The organism is Fervidobacterium pennivorans DSM 9078, assembly GCF_000235405.2.
Taxonomy (GTDB): Bacteria; Thermotogota; Thermotogae; order Thermotogales; family Fervidobacteriaceae; genus Fervidobacterium; species Fervidobacterium pennivorans.
The window spans coordinates 1430819-1450593 of sequence record NC_017095.1; the positions used below are offsets into that span (position 1 = coordinate 1430819).

Genomic DNA, 19775 nt, shown 5'->3' on the forward strand with positions numbered 1-19775 from the left:
TATCATTCCTTATTCGTCTTTACTTAACTTTCTTGTAGATAAACGGCGAAGCAACTTCTAGTCCAAGGTTTCTGTAATTGAATATTCTTTCCGTGTTTCCTACAAAGAGTAACCCACCAACCCTTAGACTTTCTGCGAACTTTTTGTAAAGCTGTTCTTTTGCCTCCATCTCAAAGTAGATAACAACATTCCGGCACAATATCAAGTCAAAGCCTTTTTCAAACGGGTCTTGCAATAGGTTGTGCCTTTTAAATTGAACACGGGCTTTAACATTTGGCTTTACTATGTATTTTCCATCTCGAACTATAAAGTATTTTTGGATGTATTCTGGTGGTGTATTAACCATTGAGCGCTCTTCATACTCACCTATCTGTGCCCTTGTGAGCACGCCAATATCGATATCGGTAGCTAAAATTTTAGCTGTTAGAGGTGCTTTGAGCTCTTCAAGTAGTATCGCTAACGAGTATGGCTCTTCTCCCGAAGAACACCCAGCACTCCAAGCTTTAAACCTTGGCCCACTTTCTTGAAGAAGTTGCGGGAGAAATACCTTTTTGAGTTCTTCCCATTTTTCCGGGTTTCTGAAGAACTCTGTGACATTGATAGTGAGCTTATCTAAAAACTCATCACGTTTTTTGTTGTCTTTTGAGATTAGGTCAAAGTATTCTTTATAGCTCTTGCAGTTATGTTTTCTTATAAGCATCTCTATGCGTCTTTTCATCCTTTCCGGTTTGTATCCAGAAAGGTCCAATCCCATTGTCTCTTTTATTTTTTCAACAAACCACTCGAATTGGTCCCAAGGAAGTTCTTGAATTTCACCAGATTGGAAATTCGAAATCCAAGCGAACTTCTTTTCCTTGAAGTCGTCCAACGACATATAACTCACCCACTTTGAAGGTAATTTTACTTGTTATAGTCCTCTGTCCATCTACTTCATCGTTTATCAAATTGATTTCTAAATTATCAGTCTTAAGAGTAAAACCAGACTTTGATGAAAGGCTACCATTTTCATAAAAAACAAGTGAGTACATAATGAACGAGTTGTCACTCAGTAAAAGTCCAAAACCTGTCTTCTGACCAACAAATAAGTAGACCTTGTTGCCGGCTCCAACAGTAATTCCGTTTGGTGAGCTCTCAAAAAATATGTTTACACCATACATCTTCAACGTTAGATTGATATGGGATACGTCACTGAGGATTGAAAAATAGTCGTTCTTGTGTATATATCCATTTGAGAAATACCCCGTGTTAACCCACGTTGCATACCAACTCTTTTTAGCTGGATTGGTAAATGTTGTAAATGGAATGTCGGTGTTCAATTCTGAATAGGTTACTCTGTATGGTTCATTTATAAACTCAAAATACTCAAATGCATTGGCAAAGTTAGGAGTGATTTTTAGAAAACCTTGATTCTGTGCAACTTCAACATCGACCTTGAGTTTGGTTTTGAATTTCCAAAATGAAAAATCGTATCGCGCTGTTAGTTTGTATGAAGTATCAAAAGGAGAGACACCAAAAAAGAGCGTCTCTCCCATTAAGAATGTATTGATGGCGAGAATAAAAATAGTTACGATTAGTAGATTGAGCCTAACCGTTGGAGCTTTATTCTCCAATGTTTTCAGCTCCATTCTCAAGATTTATACTTTCTGGCAAACCAATACAAACATCGAGCTTATCAACTACTTACCCTTCCAACTTCGCCATTATGGCTTCAAGTTCCGCATCGTCGATATCGAAGTTGCCGAAAACTTCCTGAACATCATCATTATCCTCAAGTGCATCAACAAGTTTCAAAACTTTTTCTGCATCAGACCCACTTACTTTGACATAGTTCTTTGGTTTGTAAGTAATCTTTGCACTGCCTTCAAAACCATTTTTAGCAAGGTTTTCTCTCAATGTTGTAAGGTTTTCAGGAGATGTGTATACAAGAACAGGGTCTCCTTCTTCAATATCCTCTGCACCAGCATCAATAGCCAAAAGTGTAAATTCATCCATGTCTGCGATTTTTTCTCTTGGAATTTCAACAACACCTTTTCTTTCAAATATCCAAGCAACGGAACCGCTTTCTGCAAGTGAACCACCATTTTTGCTGAGTATATGTCTCAGTTCTTGTGCGGTTCTATTTTTGTTATCTGTCAAAGCCAATATGTAAAGTGCAACTCCACCTGGTGCATATGCTTCGTAGATAACTTCTTCGTACCTTTCGCCTTCCAGCTCTCCCGTACCTTTTTTTATGGACCTTTCAATCGTATCCTTTGGCATATTCGCTTCTTTTGCTTTTTCAAGAACCGCTCTTAATCTTGGGTTTGTTTCTGGATTTCCGCCACCTTCCCTTGCAGCAACAATGATTTCCCTGATAATCTTCGTAAATATCTTAGACCTCTTCGCATCCTGAGCAGCCTTCCTGTGCTTAATATTTGCCCACTTATTGTGACCTGACATACTCTCTTCCTCCCTACTTAAATTTCTCGTTTTTTAAATGCCAAGCAATTGAGTTTTTTATCTTTCTCCAGGCATAATCACCCTGTCTATTATACCATATTCTTTTGCTTCTTGTGCGCTCATGAAGAAATCTCTATCGGTGTCTTTTTCTATCTTTTCTATGGGTTGTCCAGTGTGTTTGCTGAGAATTTCGTTTATGAGATGTTTAATTCTTAAAAGCTCTTTTGTCAGTATTTCTACATCCTTGGCAGTTCCCTCAGCACCACCGAGTGGTTGGTGAATCATTATACGACTATTTGGGAGTGCGAACCTTTTTCCTTTTGCACCTGCAGCTAAAAGCACCGCAGCCATCGATGCCGCCTGACCAATACAGATAGTTGCAACATCACATTTTACATATTGCATCGTATCGTATATTGCAAGCCCAGCTGTTACTAAGCCTCCCGGTGAGTTGATGTAAAGTTGTATATCTTTGTCTGGGTTCTCTGCCTCCAAGAATAATAATTGTGCTACAACCAAATTCGCTACATGGTCGTCTATAGCGCTACCAAGGAATATAATCCTATCTTTTAGTAACCTTGAATAAATATCGTAAGCACGTTCATATCTACCGGTTGTTTCGATAACTATTGGAACATATTGGTCAAGTATTTTTTTCATTTCTTTATCCATATCCATAAGTTCTCATCTCCCCAAAGGTCTTAAAGGTGTTACTGGATTATTCTGATTGTTCCTTTTCAACTTCTTACTTATTTTCTTGCTCTTTAAATGATACTTCCTCTATTTGCGCTTTTTCTGCAAGGATTTTTGCAACCTTTGACTCTACTATCTCCATAACTACTTCGTTTCTTATATCCTGTCTGCTCTTAATTATCGCTTCCGCTCTGTCGGGACTTACTCCCCATTCAACTGAAACTCTCTCTGCGTACGCCTTTATGTCTTCCGCATCGACTTTGATGTTATTCTCCTCCGCTATTTTCTTTACAACTAAATCTTTCTTTATCATATTCAAATAGTAATTCCTAAGCTCTTCGATAAGCTTCTCCTCACTGCCGTAGTTCTGAACATATGACTCGTATTTTCCGTCTTTTTTTAGATTTTCTATTATGTTCTCAACAGCCCTTTCTATTGTCTTTTCACTGATTTCTATCTCTGTAACTTCCGGAATCTGATCCATTATTTGTGCACGGTAGGATTCCGCTAATTCTCTATCGTATATCTCCTTACCTTCTGTTCTGAACTTTTCTTTGAGTTGCTCAGTTGTTTCTACGTTCTCGATTGCTAAGGATTTTACGAACTCGTCTGTAAACTCTGGAAGAATTCTCTTGTAAACTTCCTCTACTTCAAGGATGTATTTATAAACAATTTTGTCATCGCCTTTTTCAAAGGTTCTTTCGAATTCCACAACATCGCCTTTTTTCTTGCCGAAGAGTTGTTTTACAACTTCTCTCTCATCATCTTTTAAGAGAACGTATTCTCTTTCTTCCGCATTTCTGAGCTTCTTTTCTCCGAGCATAACCGTTTCTTTTACTTTAACCAGGTCGCCTTCCTCAGCCTGCCCATCTTTTGGCTCAAGTATAGCATTTTCCTCTATGACATATTTCACCCTCATATCTACGTAACCATCGAGGACTTCTTCTTCTTTTGCTTTTCTCAATTTGAGTTTTGTGGGCTCAAACTTAACCTCTGGCTCCGTATGGAGCTCAACAACAACTTTTCCGCCTTCGGCAGAGAACTTGGCATCCGCAATTACTGGTGGGAGAAGCAACTGAAGTTCTTCCTTATCAAGTTCATTCTCCACTTCTTTAATTGCCTCATCTGCAACGTAGATTTCATAGAATGCCTCTTTTAATCTTAACTTGTAAACTTCCTTTGGAACTCTTCCAGGTCTGAAGCCTTCTATGTGGTATTTTTTTCTATTCAGTTCAGCAACCGCTTTGTCTTCCAATCTTGCTATGTCATTCTTGTCGAAAAGGTATTCACGTACTATCATGTTCTTATCTTTTGAGATTTCTTTGACTTCCATCTTTGCACCTCCTAGTTTATTTGAAGCCTTTATCACTTTAAAAAGGGGCATTACGCCCCCTCTTTTGCTGTGAATAATCAGTTCGCCATTTTTTGCTCAAGAGTTATTCTTCAACAAGCTGGAGCACGGAAAGTTCTGCACCGTCGCCTCTTCTTTGACCAACTTTGATAACCCTTGTGTAACCTCCGTTTCTGGAAGCGTATTTTGGAGCTATTTCATCGACAAGTTTGTTCACAAGTCTTCTGTCACCAAGTTCTGCAAATATTTGTCTTCTGAGAGCTACGCTTTCTGCTTTGTTTTCATCCTTAATTTTGTAAGCTTTTATTGCCTTTGTTATAAGCTTTTCTATGTATGTCTTTCCCACTTTTGCTTTCACCGTTGTTGTCATAATGGTTCCGTGCTCAATTATTTCTTTTGCAAGGTTTCTCATGAGAGATATTCTGTGAGAACCGTATCTATTGATTTTGTTTCTCTTCATTCGATGTCTCATCTCATTTGTCCCCCTTTCTTAGCGAAAGACCGAATTTTTCTTTGAGCTTTTCCTTCACCTCTTCAAGTGATTTAACTCCAAAATTCTTGATTTTGAGCAAATCTTCCTCTGTCCTCTCGAGCAAGTCACCTATCGTTTCTATTTTGTCCCTCTTCAAGCAGTTCAGTGACCTTGCAGAAAGTTCAAGTTCTTCTATTTTCTTTGATGCAACATCTTCTGTAGATACGCTTTCTTCAACTACAGAATAAGTTTCTTGATATGCTGGAATAGGCAATTCTTCAACATCGCTGAGACTTTGTTCAATAAAGCTGAAGTGGTCCAGTATTATTTTCAATGAGTGTTTCAAAGCCTCAGCAGGTTTTATACTCTTTTTCGTCCAGATTTCGAGTATCAGTTTTTCAAAGTCCGTTCTTTTGTCAACACGCACGTTTTCAACAAGCCAGTTCACTTTCAAAACAGGGCTGTAAACCCCATCCATGACAATCCAGCCGATTTCTGGCCTTTCATTTCTTTCGCTTGCAGGGACAAACCCCTTTCCAAATGTTGCGTAAAGTTCAATCTCAATATCGGCATCCTCATTAAGCGTGGCTATGTAATGATTTGGATTTACCACCACGACTCCAGCTGGGCATTGGATATCTTTGGCTGTCAACACAGCTGGTCCCTTCTTTTCAATAACAAGCTTAACAGGTGATTCAACGTATGCCTCTACGCGTAGCTGGACTTTTTTTAGATTCAGCAGGATATCCATTATGTCTTCTTTAACACCTTCTATTGTATCAAACTCGTGGTATTTCTCAGGCTTTATGAACCTGACATCTGTGATAGCAAAACTGGGAATCGAAGAGAGCAGAACCCTTCTCAACGTGTTCCCTATTGTGACTGCGTAACCTTTTTCAAGTGGAGACACGGAGTACTTCGCATAGTAATGGTCTTCGTATTCCGCTTGCTCTTCGAGTCTGAACTTTCTTCCAAAAGTTTGAAGCATTAACATCACCTCGAGTAGAATTCAACGATAGCCTGAACATTAACTGGAAGGTCTGTAACTTCTTCAAGTTTCGGATTTCTGACGTATTTTCCTGTGAATTGGTCGTAATCTACCTCAAGCCATGGAGCAACTGCTCTACCTTTGTTAAGTTCGAGTGCTTGTTTTATCGGTTGAATTCCTCTACTGCTTTCTTTTATGGAAATAACATCACCAGGTCTTACTTGGTATGACGGTATATCAACCTTTTTGCCGTTTACAAGGATGTGACCGTGTGAAACAAGTTGCCTTGCGGTTCTTCTGTTGATGGCAAATCCAAGTCTATATACCACGTTATCAAGTCTTCTTTCAACCTGGGCAACCAAGTTTTCACGGGTATCGCCCGCTTGTTTTGCAGCTCGTTCGTAGTAAATTCTGAACTGTTTTTCAAGCACACCGTATATTCTCTTCATTGTTTGTTTTGCCCTTAATTGCAAACCATATTGCGTCAATTTCTTCTTTTCCCTACCGTGTTGCCCTGGTGCAAAAGGTCTTCTGTCAAAAGGACATTTTTCGCTGAAACATCTTTCACCTTTCAAATAAAGCTTCATTCCTTCTCTTCTACAAAGCCTGCAAAGAGCACCTGTGTAACGTGCCATTATTTTCCCTCCTTATCACTCAGACACCAAATTCGTAAATTAGACTCTTCTTCTTTTCGGTGGTCTGCATCCGTTGAATGGAATTGGTGTGGCATCTCTTATGTTTTCGATTTCCAACCCTGCTGCTTGGAGTGTTCTGATGGCTGTTTCTCTACCTGCACCGGGTCCTTTGACGATTACGTCGACCTTCTTAATTCCCATCTTGATAGCTTCTTTTGCTACCTTATCAGCTGCAAGCTGAGCTGCGTATGGTGTTCCTTTTCTTGTTCCCTCAAAACCTGCTGTACCACCGCTACCCCATGTTAAAACGTTTCCATTTGGGTCCGTTAATGTGACAATTGTGTTATTGTACGTAGATTTGATGTGTACCACACCATGGTCAACGGTTACCTTTTTCTTAGCTTTTGCTCTTGTTCGACCTTTCGCCATTTAGCTTTCCCTCCTTCGGTTCTTTCGGTCCTAAGAAATATAACTAATCTTCTTAACCTTTCAGGTCGTTAGAAACTTATTTACCTTTTTTCTTAATCCTGCTTGGTCTTGGACCTTTTCGCGTCCTTGCATTCGACCTGGTTCTCTGACCTCTTACTGGAAGCCCCAATTTGTGCCTTAAGCCGCGGTAACACCCGATATCTATAAGCCTCTTGATATTTCTCATAACTTCTGTTCTTAACTCACCTTCGACCTTGTAGTTCTGCTGAATGAAAGATGAAATCTTGCTGATTTCGTCTTCTGTAAGGTCTTTAACTCTTTTTTCTGGATCCACACCTGTGTTCTTGCAGATTTCAAGTGCTCTGGTTGGTCCTATTCCGTATATGTATCTAAGTGCGATGTGAACCTTTTTGTTGCTCGGTATTTCAACACCAACAATACGAGCCATTAATCTCCCTCCTCAAAAAATTTTCCACAATCTTATCCCTGTCTTTGGTTGTGTTTGGGGTTTACCTTACAAATAACGTATACTCTTCCTCTTCTTCTGATAATCTTACAGTACTCGCATCTTTTTCCAACGGATGCTTTCACCTTCATAGTTACCTCTCCTTTCGGAAAAATTTTTCTGTTTTATTGTTATTCATTCTTCGTCGTCAAGTATCTCTTCTTCGCCTTTAGCGTCTATCTTCTTTCGATAGACTATCCGACCACGTGTAAGGTCGTAAACTGTTAGTTCAACAACGACACGGTCTCCTGGTACAAGTCTGATGAAATTTTTTCGCATTTTTCCGGATACATGTGCTAACACTTTGAACCCATTGTCGAGTTGTACTCTGAACATGGCGTTAGGTAGTGCTTCAACTATTGTTCCTTCCATTCGTATGACGTCTTCCTTGTTTTTCAGAAAAATCACCTCTCAGCCTTCCAAAACTTCCCACGTTTGTTAAACCACTTACAAAGTTGTCAATATCTCACAACCGTTCTCCGTAACCACAATAGTATGTTCAAAATGTGCCGCGCGTTTACCATCAACGGTAACCACGGTCCACCCGTCTTCCAAAACTACTACGTGCCAGCCGCCTTCAGTAACCATAGGTTCTATAGCAAGTGTCATTCCCGCCTTTAAAACCAAACCCGTTCCTGGTTTACCATAGTTTGGAACTTGTGGGTCTTCGTGTAGCTGTTTTCCTACACCGTGACCTACAAAATCCCTAACAACGTTGAATCCGTGGCTTTCTACGTAACTTTGTATTTCGTAAGATACATCTCCCAACCTTACGCCTGGTTTTATTAATTCTATCGCACGCGTCAGAGATTGTTTGGTAACTTCAACAAGCTTTTTCCCAGTTTCATCTGTTGAACCTACAATAAACGTAGCAGCACCGTCTCCATAGTATCCTTCGTATATTGCTCCAACGTCTACTGAAACAATATCACCTTTTTTGAAAACTTTACTCTTCAAAGGAAAACCGTGTATAACCTCTTCGTTTACTGAAACGGTTGTGATATAAGGATATCCTCCGTAACCTTTGAAAGCTGGTTCACAGCGATGCTCTTTGATAACTTTTTCTGCCATCATTTCTATATCGTATGCAGTTGCACCCTCAACTACTATCTTCTTTGCTTCTTCAAGCACAGCTGCAACTGCACGTCCCGCGATTCTCATTTTTTCTATTTCTTGTTCGGTCTTAAGCCGTATCATTTCTTTTTGATACCACCCAATATATTAAACAACATTTTCATTACTTCTTCTACACTCTTTCTGCCATCTAAAGTAAAAAGTTTGTTTTGATTTCTATAATATTCGATTAACGGCGACGTTTTTTCGATATAGACTCTATATCGGCTTCTAACAACCTCTTCTTTATCATCTTCCCTTTGAATTAGTTGTCCACCACAATCGTCGCAAATTCCATCCTGCTTTGGTGGTAGTGTAATTAAATTATAAACCTTTCCACATTTAGAACACACTCTTCTGGTTGAAATCCTTTGGACAACGGTTTCTTCATCGACTTCGAAGTATATAGCTGCATCCAATGTTTTACCCATAGAAGAAAGCATACCGTCTAATGCTTGAGCCTGGTTTAGCGTCCTTGGATATCCATCCAGAATAAAGCCATTTGCACAATCTGGTTGTCTTAATCTCTCCTCGACCAAGGCATTTGTTAGTTCATCTGGAACAAGATTTCCAGAATTCACAATGTCCTGCACTTTCTTTCCCAATTCTGTTCCTTTTGCTATTGCTTCTCTAAATATATCACCTGTTGAGATATGTGGTATATTGTATTTTTCAACTAACCTTTTTGCATACGTTCCTTTTCCAGCACCCGGAGGTCCCAAAAATACCAGGTTCATGTCTCCACCTTCTTATCTCTCTTATCTTCTACCAGCTATTTTTCCCTTCTTTACAAAACCTTCGTAATTTCTCATTATAAGGTGTGCTTCTATCTGCTGAGCTATATCAAGTGCAACACCAACAGCGATAAGAGCACTTGTTCCACCAAGCCAAATGTTGACTCTTGTTATACCCTCAACAAGATATGGGAGCAAGGAAATACCGACCAAGAAGATGGCACCTATAAACGTCACTCTGTTAAGCACGTAAGTGATGTATTCTTCCGTTGGTTTTCCAGCTCTGATGCCAGGGATAAACCCACCGTAGCGTTTGATATTTTCTGAAATGTCTTTTGGATCGATGACTACAACGCTATAGAAGTATGTGAAGAAGAATATTAGCAACGCGTAAATTATTATCATAAGTGGGCTTTGCATACTAAAAAGTTTGATTGCCCACTGTGCACCTGTGATTTGTGCAATCGCTTCTGGGATGCTAACTATTGCCCATGCAAAGATTATTGGGATAACTCCAGAGTGATTGACCTTTATCGGCAGATACGTGCTTGTTCCACCGTATATCCTTCTTCCAACCATTCTTGTAGCGTATTCAATCTTGATTCTTCTCTCAGCTTGCTGGACGTAAATTATAGCAACAACCATGAATACTGCAACTGCGATAAGGAAAATCCAACCGAATATGTTGAGATTTCCAAGAACCGCAGTCCTGAAGTAGGCTGGATATCTTGAAACGATACCTGCAAAAATAAGGATACTTACACCATTACCAATACCCTTTTCGGTAATCCTATCACCTATCCAGAGCAAGAACATAGTTCCAGCAACAAGGGATACTGTTGAGACAAAGGAGAACAACCACTTATTCACTGCAATTATCCCTTGATAGCTGTTAGCTAAGCCGAACGATACAACAAATGATTGAAGTGCTGCAAGACCGATTGTTAGATTCTTCGTGTAATGCTGGAATTTTTTCCTACCTTCTTCTCCCTCTTTGAGAAGCTCTTTGAGAGAAGGAATAATGGAAGCAAGGAGTTGCATAATAATTGATGCGTTGATATATGGTGTAACACTCATTGAGAATACAGAGAATCTGCTAAACGCACCACCGGTGAACACATCGTAAAAACTAAGAACGCCACCGGCAAGGCCGGTGCCCTGCTTGGAAAGCGCTTCCCCCCAAGCTTTGATGTTTATGCCAGGAACTGGAACGTAAATCCCCAGCCTGAAGACAAGCAACATTAAAAATGTAAAGATAACCCTATCCCGCACCTCTGGAATCTTCATCGCATTGCGCAGCGCTTTCCACATTATTATATCACCTCTATTTTACCGCCGACTTTTTCTATCTTCTCCTTCGCCTTTTCACTAAACTTGTGCGCCTTAACTACGAGTGGTTTTGTTATTTCTCCTCTGGCAAGTATCTTAACACCGTCATAAATCTTTTTAATTATACCTTTCTCCAAAAGAACTTCTGGAGTTACCACATCGTTGCTTTCGAATTTTTCCTCAAGTGTATCAAGGTTAACGACAGCGTAGACTTTCTTTGTGAAGTTCTTAAATCCAAACTTTGGAAGTCTTCTGTGCAGTGGCGTCTGCCCACCTTCCATCCATGGACTGACCTTACCCGTTCCTCTTGCTTTTTGACCTTTGTGCCCTCTACCTGCCGTCTTTCCTTTTCCGGAGCCTTGACCTCTCCCAAGACGTTTGAACTTTTTGTTTGAACCAGGAGTTGGTCTAAGCTGGTCTATAGTAAGAATTTCAGGCATTTCTTATTCCCTCCTTATTATTATTCTTCAATCTCTTCAACCTTAAGAAGGTGCTTGACTTTTTCAACCATACCTCTAATCTGTGGTGTGTCATCCTTAATTACAGTCTGATGCATCTTTCTCAGACCAAGTCTTCTGACTGTATCCTTTTGGTCATATTTGTATCCAATTGGACTTCTTACGAGTGTAATTTTCAATTTCTTCATATCTTAACCCTCCTTTTTAACACCACGAACTACCTGAGCTGGGGTTATATCTCTTAGTGCTGCTATCTTTTCAATTGGGTAGAGATTCTTTATTCCATTAATGGTTGCCTGAGCCATTACAACCGGGTTTGTCGAACCCATTGCTTTTGTTAGGACGTTCTGAACACCTGCTAATTCAAGAATAGCACGAACTGTACCGTTTGCGATGATACCGGTACCAGGTGCAGCTGGTTTCATGAGTATCTTTGCAGCGTCCTGCTTGCCAACAACTTCGTGTGGTATTGTTCCTTTTACAACAGGCACCTCTATCACATTTTTTCTTGCACTTACAAGAGCTTTTCTAATAGCATCGGGCACTTCTCTTGCCTTTCCAACACCAACACCAACTTTACCATCCCTGTTACCAACAACGGCAAGTACTCTAAACGAAAGGTTCTTACCACCTTTTGTAACCTTCGTTGTTCTTCTGATTTCTATTATTCTTTCCTCAAATGTCTCGGCAGACTGTTTTATCTTTTCTGTAATTTCTGACACTGTGAGCACCTCCTAACCTAAACAATTAGAATTTCAATCCGGCTTCTCTTGCAGCATCTGCAAGAGCTTTAATTCTTCCATGGTATTTGAATCCGCCACGGTCAAAGACAACGGTCGTTATACCTTTTGCCAATGCTCTCTCGGCAATAATTTTTCCTACCTCTTTAGCTGCCGCTACATTCCAAGTCTTTTTAACCCTTTCCTTTATGTCTTTCTCAACCGTAGATGCTGCAACAAGTGTTCTTCCAACGGTGTCGTCTATTATCTGAGCATAGATGTGCTTTTCGCTTCTGTAGACAGCGAGTCTTGGTCTTTCAGGTGTTCCAAATATTTTTTTCCTTATTCTTCTATGCCTGATGAGCCTCAATTTCTTGCGGTCTTCTCTCTTAATCACGTTTTATACCCCCTTATGCTTTCTTTCCTTCTTTGAGTCTGATAACTTCGTCTACGTATTTAATACCCTTTCCACTGTATGGGTTAGGTTCTCTCCATCTTCTAATATCAGCTGCAAATTGGCCTACTCTTTGCTTGTCAATACCACTAACGATGATTTTGTTTGGTGCAGGGACTTCCACTTTTATATCTGATGGTATATCCATTTCGACAGGATGAGCATATCCAAGGTTCATGATAAGCTTGTTACCCTGAAGTTGTGCCCTGTAACCAACACCTACGATTTCAAGTTCTTTCTTGAATCCTTCTGTAACACCAATTACCATGTTTCTTACAAGTCTCCAGTATGTCCCAACCATAGCTTTAAATTTCTTTTCATCTGCTTTTCTCTTTGCCACTTCAAGGTTTGGTGAAAACCAAACTTCGTTGCCTTCTACCTTGATGGTCACATATGGGTGAGTAGCGAGTTTCAACTCGCCCTTTGGACCCTTTACCTTTATTTCAGAGTCGGTGATTGTTAACTGAACATTCGATGGAAGTACGACGGGTTTTTTCGCAATACGAGACATGTGGCTGCACCTCCTTACCAGATGTAGGCGATAACTTCTCCACCGACTCCAAGTTCAGCTGCTTCTTTGTCGGTGAGCACACCTTTGGATGTTGAGAGAATAGCTATTCCTAATCCATTTTTAACTCTAGGGAGGTTGGCTTTACCAACGTAAATCCTTCTCCCAGGTTTAGAAACACGCACAATCCCGTGAATTACTCTTTCTCTGTTCTTTCTTGAACCTTTGTATTTCATCTGAATTCTTAGTATTCCCTGCTTACCGTCTTCAATATATGTGTATCCTTTTATGAATCCCTCTCTTACAAGAATATCAGCTATCGCTTTTTTGAGGTTAGAAGCAGGAACATCTACTTGGTCTTTGAAAACAAGGTTTGCATTTCTAATTCTTGTAAGCATGTCAGCTATTGGGTCGCTCCACACGGTTAACACCTCCATGATTACCAACTTGCTTTCTTAACGCCCGGGAGTTTTCCTTCGCTAGCGAGTCTTCTAAAGCAAATTCTGCATATTCCGAATTCTCTGTAAACCGAGCGCGCCCTTCCACAAATATGGCACCTCGAGTACTCTCTAACTTTGTACTTTTTCGGTTTCTTCCATCTTTCAACCATTGATTTTTTTGCCATTTAATATTCCCTCCTCACGATTATCTTACTGCTTTCTGAATGGGAAGCCAAGCAATTCCAAAAGCCTTCTTGCTTCCTCGTCTCTCTTCGCCGTTGTCACAATTATGATATCCATACCTTGAATTCTTTTAATCTGGTCTGGTGAAATTTCTGGGAAGACGAGTTGTTCTGTTAAACCAAAGCTGTAATTTCCTTTTCCATCAAATGAGTTTGGATTGAGTCCTCTGAAGTCCCTAACTTTTGGAAGAACAAGGTTGACGAGCTTGTAAACGAAGTTATACATCCTTGGTCCCCTAAGAGTGACCTTAACACCAATTGTCATGCCTTTTCTGATTTTGAAGTTTGATATACTCTTCTTTGCCCTTGTAATGAGAGGCTTTTGACCTGTAATCAATGCGAGTTCTCTCGCGTGTGTCTCAATGATTTCTTTATTTCTCGCACCTTCTCCAACACCCATGTTAATTACAACCTTAACTAGCTTTGGAACTTCGTGGATATTTTTGTAACCGAATTCTTTCATTAACGTCGGTACCACTTCTTTAAGGTATTTATCTTTCAGCGGTACGTATTCGTAGGCCATTTTTTACTCCTCCTTACTTCTTATCTATGATTTCTCCGCATTTCTTGCAAAATCTCACTTTTGAACCGTCTTCAAGCACTTTAAAACCTACTCTTGTTGGTTTATCACAGCTTGGACACACGAGCATGACCTTTGACCAGTAAAGTGGTGACTCTTTCTCGATAATTCCTCCCTGTCTCAGCTGTCCGGTTGGTCTTTGGTGTCTCTTTACTACGTTTACTCCTCTGACAAGAATCTTCTGTTCCTTTGGGAGAACTTGTATAACTTCTCCTCTTTTACCTTTATCTCTTCCAGAAATAACCTGAACTGTATCACCTTTTTTAATCTTCTGTGCCATCGATTACCACCCCTTACCATACTTCTGGAGCAAGAGATACTATTTTCATGAATCCTTTTTCTCTAAGTTCCCTTGCCACTGGTCCAAAGACACGTGTTCCCTTTGGCTGATTAAACTTATCAAGTACCACAGCTGCATTGTCATCAAATCTTATGTAACTTCCGTCTGGTCTTCTAATTTCTTTTCTTGTCCTTACAATAACTGCTTTTACAACATCACCCTTCTTAATATCTGTGTTTGGTACAGCTTCCCTAACGCTGCAAACCACAATGTCACCAACTGTTCCATACTTCTTGTGAGAACCTCCAAGCACTCTTATAACTCTTAAAACCTTAGCACCAGAATTGTCCGCTGCTACGAGGTAGCTTTCGTTCTGTATCATTGTTCACTACCCCCTTCAAGTAGTTCCGTGTCTAATACCTCTGCCTCAGGCGTTTCTCCAAGTCTTGAACGTTCAACGATTCTTACAACGACCCATCTTTTCAATTTGCTGAGAGGTCTTGATTCTTCAATTTCGACAATGTCTCCAATCCTACAAGCGTTGTTCTCATCGTGAGCGTAGAATTTCTTAGATCTTTTCACATATTTTCCAAACTTTGGATGTTTAACAAGTCTTTCCACTTTAACAGTTACAGTCTTATCCATTTTATCGCTAACAACAACTCCGATGAATCTTTTCTTAGGCATGTGGATTACCTCCTTATACCAAGTTCACGTTCGCGAAGGATTGTTTTGATTCGTGCGATGTCCCTTTTGGTTTTTTGAATCAAGCTGAAGTCCCTAAGTTCTCCCATCGCGTTTTGGAATCTCAAGTTCATAAGTGTTCTTTTCTTTTCCTCTAAAAGCTTTAACAATTCTTCATTGCTCATATTTCTAATCTCCACAGGCTTCATACCGCTTCACCACCTATGTGATGTCTCGTAACTATCTTTGTCTTTATCGGAAGTTTTGTTGCCGCGTATTCGAGCGCTTTGATAGCTGTTTCTTCGTCCACACCACCGATTTCAAACATTACCTTTCCAGGTTTTACTACAGCAACCCAACCTTCAACGTTACCCTTACCTTTTCCGAGTTTTGTTTCAGGTGGATGTTTCGTGTAGGACTTGTCTGGGAATATCTTTATCCACAGTTTTCCTTCCTTTTTGAGAGTCCTTGTTATCGCCAACCTGCAAGCTTCTATCTGTTGTGCTGTAATCCAAGCTGGTTCTAATGCTTTAAGGCCGTATTCACCAAAAACAACCAATGCTCCACCTTTTGCATCGCCTTTTGTTCGGCCTCTTTGCTGTTTTCTGTATTTTACTCTTTTCGGCATCAACATGGTTTTGCTAACCTCCTTTTACACTATCGTGTCACGTTCTCGAGTCGATAAGTTCTAAAAAATCATTTTTGCGTTATATATTCGCGTCGCCTTTGTATATCCAAACCTTCACACCTATGGTTCCATATTTTGTTTCCGCTCTGGCTGTAGAGTAATCTATGATAGCTCTAAGCGTCTGGAGTGGGAGTCTTCCCTTCAAATACCACTCAGTTCTTGCAATTTCAGCACCTGCCAACCTACCAGAGACCATTATCTTTATTCCCTTTGCTCCTCTTCTCATTGCAGCAGCGATTGCTCTTTTCATGACAATCTTGTAGGAAGCCCTCTTCTCAATTTTCTGCGCAATGGATTCTGCTACGAGCGTTGCCTCCGTCTCAGGCGTTTTTACTTCAACTATGTCAACACCAAACTTCCTGTTAAATTTGCTCTCGAGTGATTGTCTGAGTTCTGTTATGCCAGCACCTTTTCTTCCAATGAGAATTCCAGGTCTTGCTGCATGGATAGTGACCAATACTCTTTCAGCATCTGGTCTTTGGATAAATACTCTTGCAATACCTGCTTGGTTGTATGTTTTCTTTATGAAGTCCCTGATGGCTTCGTCTTCGAGCAAGTATTCACTGTATTTTTTCTCATTGAACCACTGTGCGTCCCATTCTGCCGTTAATCCGAGCCTAAAACCCTTTGGATGAACTTTTTGACCCACCTATATCACCTCACAAGCATGTTTTTGTATTATTTTGCATTTTCTTTGTATTCTTTTTCTTTTTCCCTGTCTCTAACAACAACAGTTATATGGGACATCCTTTTCTGAATGATGTCCGCTCTTCCTCTACCGCGTGGCCAAACTCTCTTCATTCTTGGTCCGTCGTTTACGTAGCATTCGGCAACATAAAGGTTGTCTTCGGAAAGTCCAAAGTTATTCGTTGCATTCGCTACTGCAGATTTTAGCACATTGTACACGATTCGTGCAGCCTTTTTAGGCGAAAATTCAAGAATTGTATACGCTTCTGAAACATTTTTACCCCTTATGGAGTTAACAACAGCTCTTGCCTTCCTAGGAGATATGCGCACGAACCTTGCAACAGCACGTGCTTCATATTTTGGTAACGTTGCAAGAACCTCTTTGCGTTTTGCATGGAACTTGGACCTTTTGAGTCCTTCTCGTTTGACGATGGGTTGCATTATATACTCCCTCCTTATTTCTTGACCTCACCTTTTTTAGCTGATTTGTTCGTGTGACCTCCAAATCTCCTGGTGAACGAGAATTCGCCAAGCTTGTGACCAACCATGTTTTCCGTTATGTAGACCGGAATGTGTTTCATACCGTTGTAGACCGCAATTGTGTGGCCAACCATTTCGGGAACTATTGTACTTGCCCTGCTCCATGTTTTGATAATCTTCTTTTCACCAGTCTCGTTAAGCATTCTTATCTTCTTTAACAGTTTCGGATCTACATAAGGTCCTTTTTTACTGGAACGGCTCATTTATTACACCTCCTGATTGCTCAACACTTATCAACTTATATCAACTTATTAAGCGTTGCTTTTAAGCGTTCCTTCTTCTTACAATGAATTTATCGCTTGGTCTCTTTCCTCTTCTTGTCTTGTAACCTTTCGCTGGAACGCCCCATGGGCTTTGCGGATGGTGACCTTTACCTCTACCTTCTCCACCACCGTGTGGGTGATCAACTGGGTTCATGGCAACACCACGGACGTGTGGTCTTCTACCTTTCCATCTTTCCCTACCGGCTTTACCGGAAGATTCGTTTTTGTGGTCTTCGTTCCCTACAACGCCAACCGTTGCGTAGCATCTGACATGAACTTTGCGAAGCTCTCCAGAAGGCATTCTAAGAAGTGCATAGTCGCCTTCTTTTGCCATTAACTGACAAGAAACACCAGCACTTCTTGCTATTTTAGCACCACCACGTGGGTAGAACTCTATGTTGTGAACAATTGTACCAACTGGGATGTTTTCAAGTGGAAGCGCGTTACCTGGCTTTATTTCAGCGTTTGGTCCAGCCATCACTGTGTCTCCAACGTTTAAACCGTTTGGAGCAAGTATGTATCTCTTCTCACCATCAGCGTAAACAAGCAGAGCAATTCTTGCTGTTCTGTTAGGATCGTACTCTATTGCAACAACTTTCGCGGGAATATTTTCTTTTTCCCATCTTCTGAAGTCAACTATCCTGTAAAGCCTCTTGTGGCCACCACCTCTGAATCTCACTGTGATTCTTCCGTGGTGGTTCCTTCCTCCCGTCTTCTTAAGAGGAACTACCAACGACTTTTCGGGTTCTGTTTTTGTGATTTCCGAAAAGTCTGGTATGACCATGAATCTTCTACCTGGAGTTGTTGGCTTGAATCTTTTAAGACCCATTGTTATTCACCCCTTACGCTTGGAGTTCTTTAATCGTGTAGCCTTCTGCTAATTTGACTATGGCTTTTTTCCATTCTTTTGTATGTCCTTCTCTTGCCATATAACCTCTTCTGAGGTCTCTTTTGGGCTTTGGCTTCACGATAAGTGTGTTGACTCGTTCTACTTTAACGTTAAAAAGTTTTTCAACTGCTTCTTTTATCTCTTTCTTATTTGCATTTTTGTCTACTTCGAATACGTATTCTCTTTCTGCTCTCAGGTTCATTGATTTTTCACTGATAATCGGTCTGATGATGATGTCAGAATAATCTTTTCTCATTTTCCGAGCACCTCCTCAATTTTGCGAACGGTGCCCTCAGTAAGGACAACCTTTGATGCATTGATAATGTCGTAAACGTTCAAACCGTCGATGTTATTTCCTTCATTGTTGTTCGGGTTATCTGCAATGATAACCTTCACACCTGGAATATTTCTTCCGGAAAGCTTTACGTTTACGTAAGAATCTTCTTTCTTTGGAAGAACGAAAAGAACCTTTTCGTCAGCGATTCCGAGGGCCTTCAAAACTTCTCTCATCTGTTTCGTTTGAGGTTTATCAAATCGTATATCACTCAGAACAATGAGGTTCCCTTCTCTGAATCTTACGGATAGTGCTGACTTCAATGCGAGTCTTTTCATCTTCTTGTTCAATCTCTTCAAGAATTTCCTTGGTTTTGGACCGTGAGCAACACCACCGTGCCTCCAGTGAATAGCCCTTATCGAGCCTTGCCTTGCCCTACCAGTGTGTTTTTGTGGCCACGGTTTCCTTCCACCACCGGAAACTTCTCCTCTAGTCTTTGTAGATGCTGTTCCTGCTCTTGCGTTTGTAAGCTGCATATCGATGTAGCGCCACATAACATCAAGGTTTGGTTCGATGTTAAAAACTTCGTCACTAACTTCGATTGTTCCAATCTTCTCACCTTTTATGTTCCAAAGTGCCACATGTGCCATGTTCTTCTTCCTCCCTTACTCCGTTTTCGGAGCACGTCCCTGAACTCTATCAGAAAGCGCCATGCTTCAAAATAATATTTAGAATAATCACTTATCCACTTTCACAGCGCTTCTGATGAGAACAAGGCTGCCCCTCGCTCCTGGCACTCCACCTTTAACCGCTATAAGGTTATTTTCAGGGTCAACTTTCACAACTTCCGAATTGAGTATTGTAACCCTTTCATTTCCATACCTTCCAGGCATCCTCTTACCTTTGAAAATCCTTGCTGGTTCGGTGTGCTGACCGACAGAACCAAGTTCTCTGTGGAATTTCGCACCATGTGATTTTGGACCACCCTGGAAGTTCCATCTCTTCATTGCACCTGCGAAACCTCTACCTTTGGTCCAACCCGTAATGTCAATTTTATCGCCTTCTTGGAAAATTGCAACTGTGATTTCTTGTCCGACAGAGTATTCGTCTACATTGTCTACTCTAAATTCTTTTAATACTCTCATAGGTTTCACGTTTGCTTTCTTGAAAACTCCAAGAAGTGGCTTTGTGAGTTTCTTCTCACTGACTTCTTCAAATCCAAGCTGGACAGCATTGTAACCATCTTTATCAACGGTTTTCTTCTGAACAACAACGCATGGACCAGCCTTCAAAACCGTCACTGGAACAACCTTGTCATCTTTCCACAAGCGGGTCATTCCGATTTTTCTAGCAATTATAAATTTCATCATAAAACACCTCC

35 protein-coding genes are annotated in these 19775 nt (G+C 40.6%); all 35 read right to left on the reverse strand.

Features of this window, described 5'->3' with window-relative positions:
* Positions 1-19 precede the first annotated feature (19 nt).
* The gene (locus FERPE_RS06775) at positions 20-874 is read right to left on the reverse strand and encodes a CheR family methyltransferase (protein ID WP_014451894.1); all 855 of its coding nucleotides are present in this window, start codon (positions 872-874) and stop codon (positions 20-22) included.
* Positions 813-1610 carry a hypothetical protein gene (locus FERPE_RS06780; RefSeq protein WP_014451895.1) on the reverse strand — a complete coding sequence of 266 codons (798 nt, stop codon included), beginning with the start codon at positions 1608-1610 and terminating at the stop codon, positions 813-815. Before FERPE_RS06780 ends, FERPE_RS06775 begins: the two co-directional genes overlap by 62 nt.
* 70 nt (positions 1611-1680) lie before the next feature.
* Positions 1681-2439: a YebC/PmpR family DNA-binding transcriptional regulator gene (locus FERPE_RS06785; RefSeq protein ID WP_014451896.1), complete on the reverse strand. Its 759-nt coding sequence runs from the start codon at positions 2437-2439 to the stop codon at positions 1681-1683.
* A gap of 57 nt (positions 2440-2496) precedes the next feature.
* Positions 2497-3111: an ATP-dependent Clp endopeptidase proteolytic subunit ClpP gene (gene clpP / locus FERPE_RS06790; protein WP_041263423.1), complete on the reverse strand. Its 615-nt coding sequence runs from the start codon at positions 3109-3111 to the stop codon at positions 2497-2499.
* A 73-nt stretch (positions 3112-3184) separates the two neighbouring features.
* The gene (locus FERPE_RS06795) at positions 3185-4465 is read right to left on the reverse strand and encodes a trigger factor (protein ID WP_041263425.1); all 1281 of its coding nucleotides are present in this window, start codon (positions 4463-4465) and stop codon (positions 3185-3187) included.
* Between the two features lie 103 nt (positions 4466-4568).
* The gene (rplQ, locus tag FERPE_RS06800) at positions 4569-4955 is read right to left on the reverse strand and encodes a 50S ribosomal protein L17 (protein WP_014451899.1); all 387 of its coding nucleotides are present in this window, start codon (positions 4953-4955) and stop codon (positions 4569-4571) included.
* 1 nt (position 4956) lies between these two features.
* Positions 4957-5943, reverse strand: a complete 987-nt coding sequence (locus FERPE_RS06805; protein WP_014451900.1) for a DNA-directed RNA polymerase subunit alpha — start codon at positions 5941-5943, stop codon at positions 4957-4959.
* Between the two features lie 5 nt (positions 5944-5948).
* Positions 5949-6578, reverse strand: coding sequence for a 30S ribosomal protein S4 (gene rpsD, locus FERPE_RS06810; protein ID WP_014451901.1), 630 nt, complete (start codon positions 6576-6578; stop codon positions 5949-5951).
* 39 nt (positions 6579-6617) lie between these two features.
* On the reverse strand, positions 6618-7007 hold the full coding sequence (gene rpsK, locus FERPE_RS06815; RefSeq protein ID WP_014451902.1) for a 30S ribosomal protein S11: 390 nt from the start codon (positions 7005-7007) through the stop codon (positions 6618-6620).
* Positions 7008-7083: 76 nt separating this feature from the next.
* Positions 7084-7455 (reverse strand): 30S ribosomal protein S13, encoded by a 372-nt coding sequence (gene rpsM, locus FERPE_RS06820; protein WP_014451903.1) that lies wholly within the window; start codon positions 7453-7455, stop codon positions 7084-7086.
* Positions 7456-7487: 32 nt separating this feature from the next.
* The gene (gene rpmJ, locus FERPE_RS06825; protein WP_014451904.1) at positions 7488-7604 is read right to left on the reverse strand and encodes a 50S ribosomal protein L36; all 117 of its coding nucleotides are present in this window, start codon (positions 7602-7604) and stop codon (positions 7488-7490) included.
* Between the two features lie 43 nt (positions 7605-7647).
* Positions 7648-7911, reverse strand: coding sequence for a translation initiation factor IF-1 (infA, locus tag FERPE_RS06830; protein WP_082204773.1), 264 nt, complete (start codon positions 7909-7911; stop codon positions 7648-7650).
* Positions 7912-7959: 48 nt separating this feature from the next.
* Entirely contained in the window at positions 7960-8709 is a 750-nt protein-coding gene (gene map / locus FERPE_RS06835) for a type I methionyl aminopeptidase (RefSeq protein WP_014451906.1), read from the reverse strand.
* Entirely contained in the window at positions 8706-9362 is a 657-nt protein-coding gene (locus FERPE_RS06840) for an adenylate kinase (RefSeq protein WP_014451907.1), read from the reverse strand. Before FERPE_RS06840 ends, map begins: the two co-directional genes overlap by 4 nt.
* A gap of 21 nt (positions 9363-9383) precedes the next feature.
* Positions 9384-10670 (reverse strand): preprotein translocase subunit SecY, encoded by a 1287-nt coding sequence (gene secY, locus FERPE_RS06845; protein ID WP_014451908.1) that lies wholly within the window; start codon positions 10668-10670, stop codon positions 9384-9386.
* 2 nt (positions 10671-10672) lie between these two features.
* A complete protein-coding gene (gene rplO / locus FERPE_RS06850) occupies positions 10673-11128 on the reverse strand; it encodes a 50S ribosomal protein L15 (RefSeq protein WP_014451909.1) in 456 nt (151 codons plus the stop codon).
* A gap of 20 nt (positions 11129-11148) precedes the next feature.
* A complete protein-coding gene (rpmD, locus tag FERPE_RS06855; RefSeq protein WP_014451910.1) occupies positions 11149-11334 on the reverse strand; it encodes a 50S ribosomal protein L30 in 186 nt (61 codons plus the stop codon).
* A gap of 3 nt (positions 11335-11337) precedes the next feature.
* On the reverse strand, positions 11338-11868 hold the full coding sequence (rpsE, locus tag FERPE_RS06860) for a 30S ribosomal protein S5 (protein ID WP_014451911.1): 531 nt from the start codon (positions 11866-11868) through the stop codon (positions 11338-11340).
* A gap of 25 nt (positions 11869-11893) precedes the next feature.
* Positions 11894-12262, reverse strand: a complete 369-nt coding sequence (gene rplR / locus FERPE_RS06865; RefSeq protein WP_014451912.1) for a 50S ribosomal protein L18 — start codon at positions 12260-12262, stop codon at positions 11894-11896.
* Positions 12263-12275: 13 nt separating this feature from the next.
* Positions 12276-12830: a 50S ribosomal protein L6 gene (gene rplF, locus FERPE_RS06870; RefSeq protein ID WP_014451913.1), complete on the reverse strand. Its 555-nt coding sequence runs from the start codon at positions 12828-12830 to the stop codon at positions 12276-12278.
* A gap of 14 nt (positions 12831-12844) precedes the next feature.
* Entirely contained in the window at positions 12845-13249 is a 405-nt protein-coding gene (gene rpsH, locus FERPE_RS06875; RefSeq protein WP_014451914.1) for a 30S ribosomal protein S8, read from the reverse strand.
* A gap of 17 nt (positions 13250-13266) precedes the next feature.
* On the reverse strand, positions 13267-13452 hold the full coding sequence (locus FERPE_RS06880; RefSeq protein ID WP_014451915.1) for a type Z 30S ribosomal protein S14: 186 nt from the start codon (positions 13450-13452) through the stop codon (positions 13267-13269).
* 25 nt (positions 13453-13477) lie between these two features.
* Positions 13478-14032 carry a 50S ribosomal protein L5 gene (gene rplE / locus FERPE_RS06885; RefSeq protein ID WP_014451916.1) on the reverse strand — a complete coding sequence of 185 codons (555 nt, stop codon included), beginning with the start codon at positions 14030-14032 and terminating at the stop codon, positions 13478-13480.
* A gap of 13 nt (positions 14033-14045) precedes the next feature.
* Positions 14046-14369 carry a 50S ribosomal protein L24 gene (gene rplX, locus FERPE_RS06890; protein WP_014451917.1) on the reverse strand — a complete coding sequence of 108 codons (324 nt, stop codon included), beginning with the start codon at positions 14367-14369 and terminating at the stop codon, positions 14046-14048.
* Between the two features lie 13 nt (positions 14370-14382).
* A complete protein-coding gene (gene rplN / locus FERPE_RS06895) occupies positions 14383-14751 on the reverse strand; it encodes a 50S ribosomal protein L14 (protein WP_014451918.1) in 369 nt (122 codons plus the stop codon).
* On the reverse strand, positions 14748-15056 hold the full coding sequence (rpsQ, locus tag FERPE_RS06900) for a 30S ribosomal protein S17 (protein ID WP_014451919.1): 309 nt from the start codon (positions 15054-15056) through the stop codon (positions 14748-14750). Before rpsQ ends, rplN begins: the two co-directional genes overlap by 4 nt.
* A 5-nt stretch (positions 15057-15061) precedes the next feature.
* A complete protein-coding gene (gene rpmC, locus FERPE_RS06905) occupies positions 15062-15262 on the reverse strand; it encodes a 50S ribosomal protein L29 (protein WP_014451920.1) in 201 nt (66 codons plus the stop codon).
* On the reverse strand, positions 15259-15687 hold the full coding sequence (gene rplP / locus FERPE_RS06910) for a 50S ribosomal protein L16 (RefSeq protein ID WP_014451921.1): 429 nt from the start codon (positions 15685-15687) through the stop codon (positions 15259-15261). Before rplP ends, rpmC begins: the two co-directional genes overlap by 4 nt.
* 73 nt (positions 15688-15760) lie before the next feature.
* On the reverse strand, positions 15761-16390 hold the full coding sequence (gene rpsC, locus FERPE_RS06915; RefSeq protein WP_014451922.1) for a 30S ribosomal protein S3: 630 nt from the start codon (positions 16388-16390) through the stop codon (positions 15761-15763).
* Positions 16391-16419: 29 nt separating this feature from the next.
* Positions 16420-16869 (reverse strand): 50S ribosomal protein L22, encoded by a 450-nt coding sequence (gene rplV, locus FERPE_RS06920; protein WP_014451923.1) that lies wholly within the window; start codon positions 16867-16869, stop codon positions 16420-16422.
* A 14-nt stretch (positions 16870-16883) separates the two neighbouring features.
* Positions 16884-17171 (reverse strand): 30S ribosomal protein S19, encoded by a 288-nt coding sequence (gene rpsS / locus FERPE_RS06925; RefSeq protein WP_014451924.1) that lies wholly within the window; start codon positions 17169-17171, stop codon positions 16884-16886.
* A gap of 61 nt (positions 17172-17232) precedes the next feature.
* Positions 17233-18060: a 50S ribosomal protein L2 gene (rplB, locus tag FERPE_RS06930; RefSeq protein WP_014451925.1), complete on the reverse strand. Its 828-nt coding sequence runs from the start codon at positions 18058-18060 to the stop codon at positions 17233-17235.
* 13 nt (positions 18061-18073) lie between these two features.
* Entirely contained in the window at positions 18074-18376 is a 303-nt protein-coding gene (gene rplW, locus FERPE_RS06935) for a 50S ribosomal protein L23 (protein WP_014451926.1), read from the reverse strand.
* Complete coding sequence (gene rplD / locus FERPE_RS06940) at positions 18373-19044, reverse strand: 50S ribosomal protein L4 (RefSeq protein ID WP_014451927.1); 672 nt, start codon at positions 19042-19044, stop codon at positions 18373-18375. Before rplD ends, rplW begins: the two co-directional genes overlap by 4 nt.
* An 87-nt stretch (positions 19045-19131) precedes the next feature.
* On the reverse strand, positions 19132-19761 hold the full coding sequence (rplC, locus tag FERPE_RS06945; RefSeq protein WP_041262863.1) for a 50S ribosomal protein L3: 630 nt from the start codon (positions 19759-19761) through the stop codon (positions 19132-19134).
* Positions 19762-19775 lie beyond the last annotated feature (14 nt).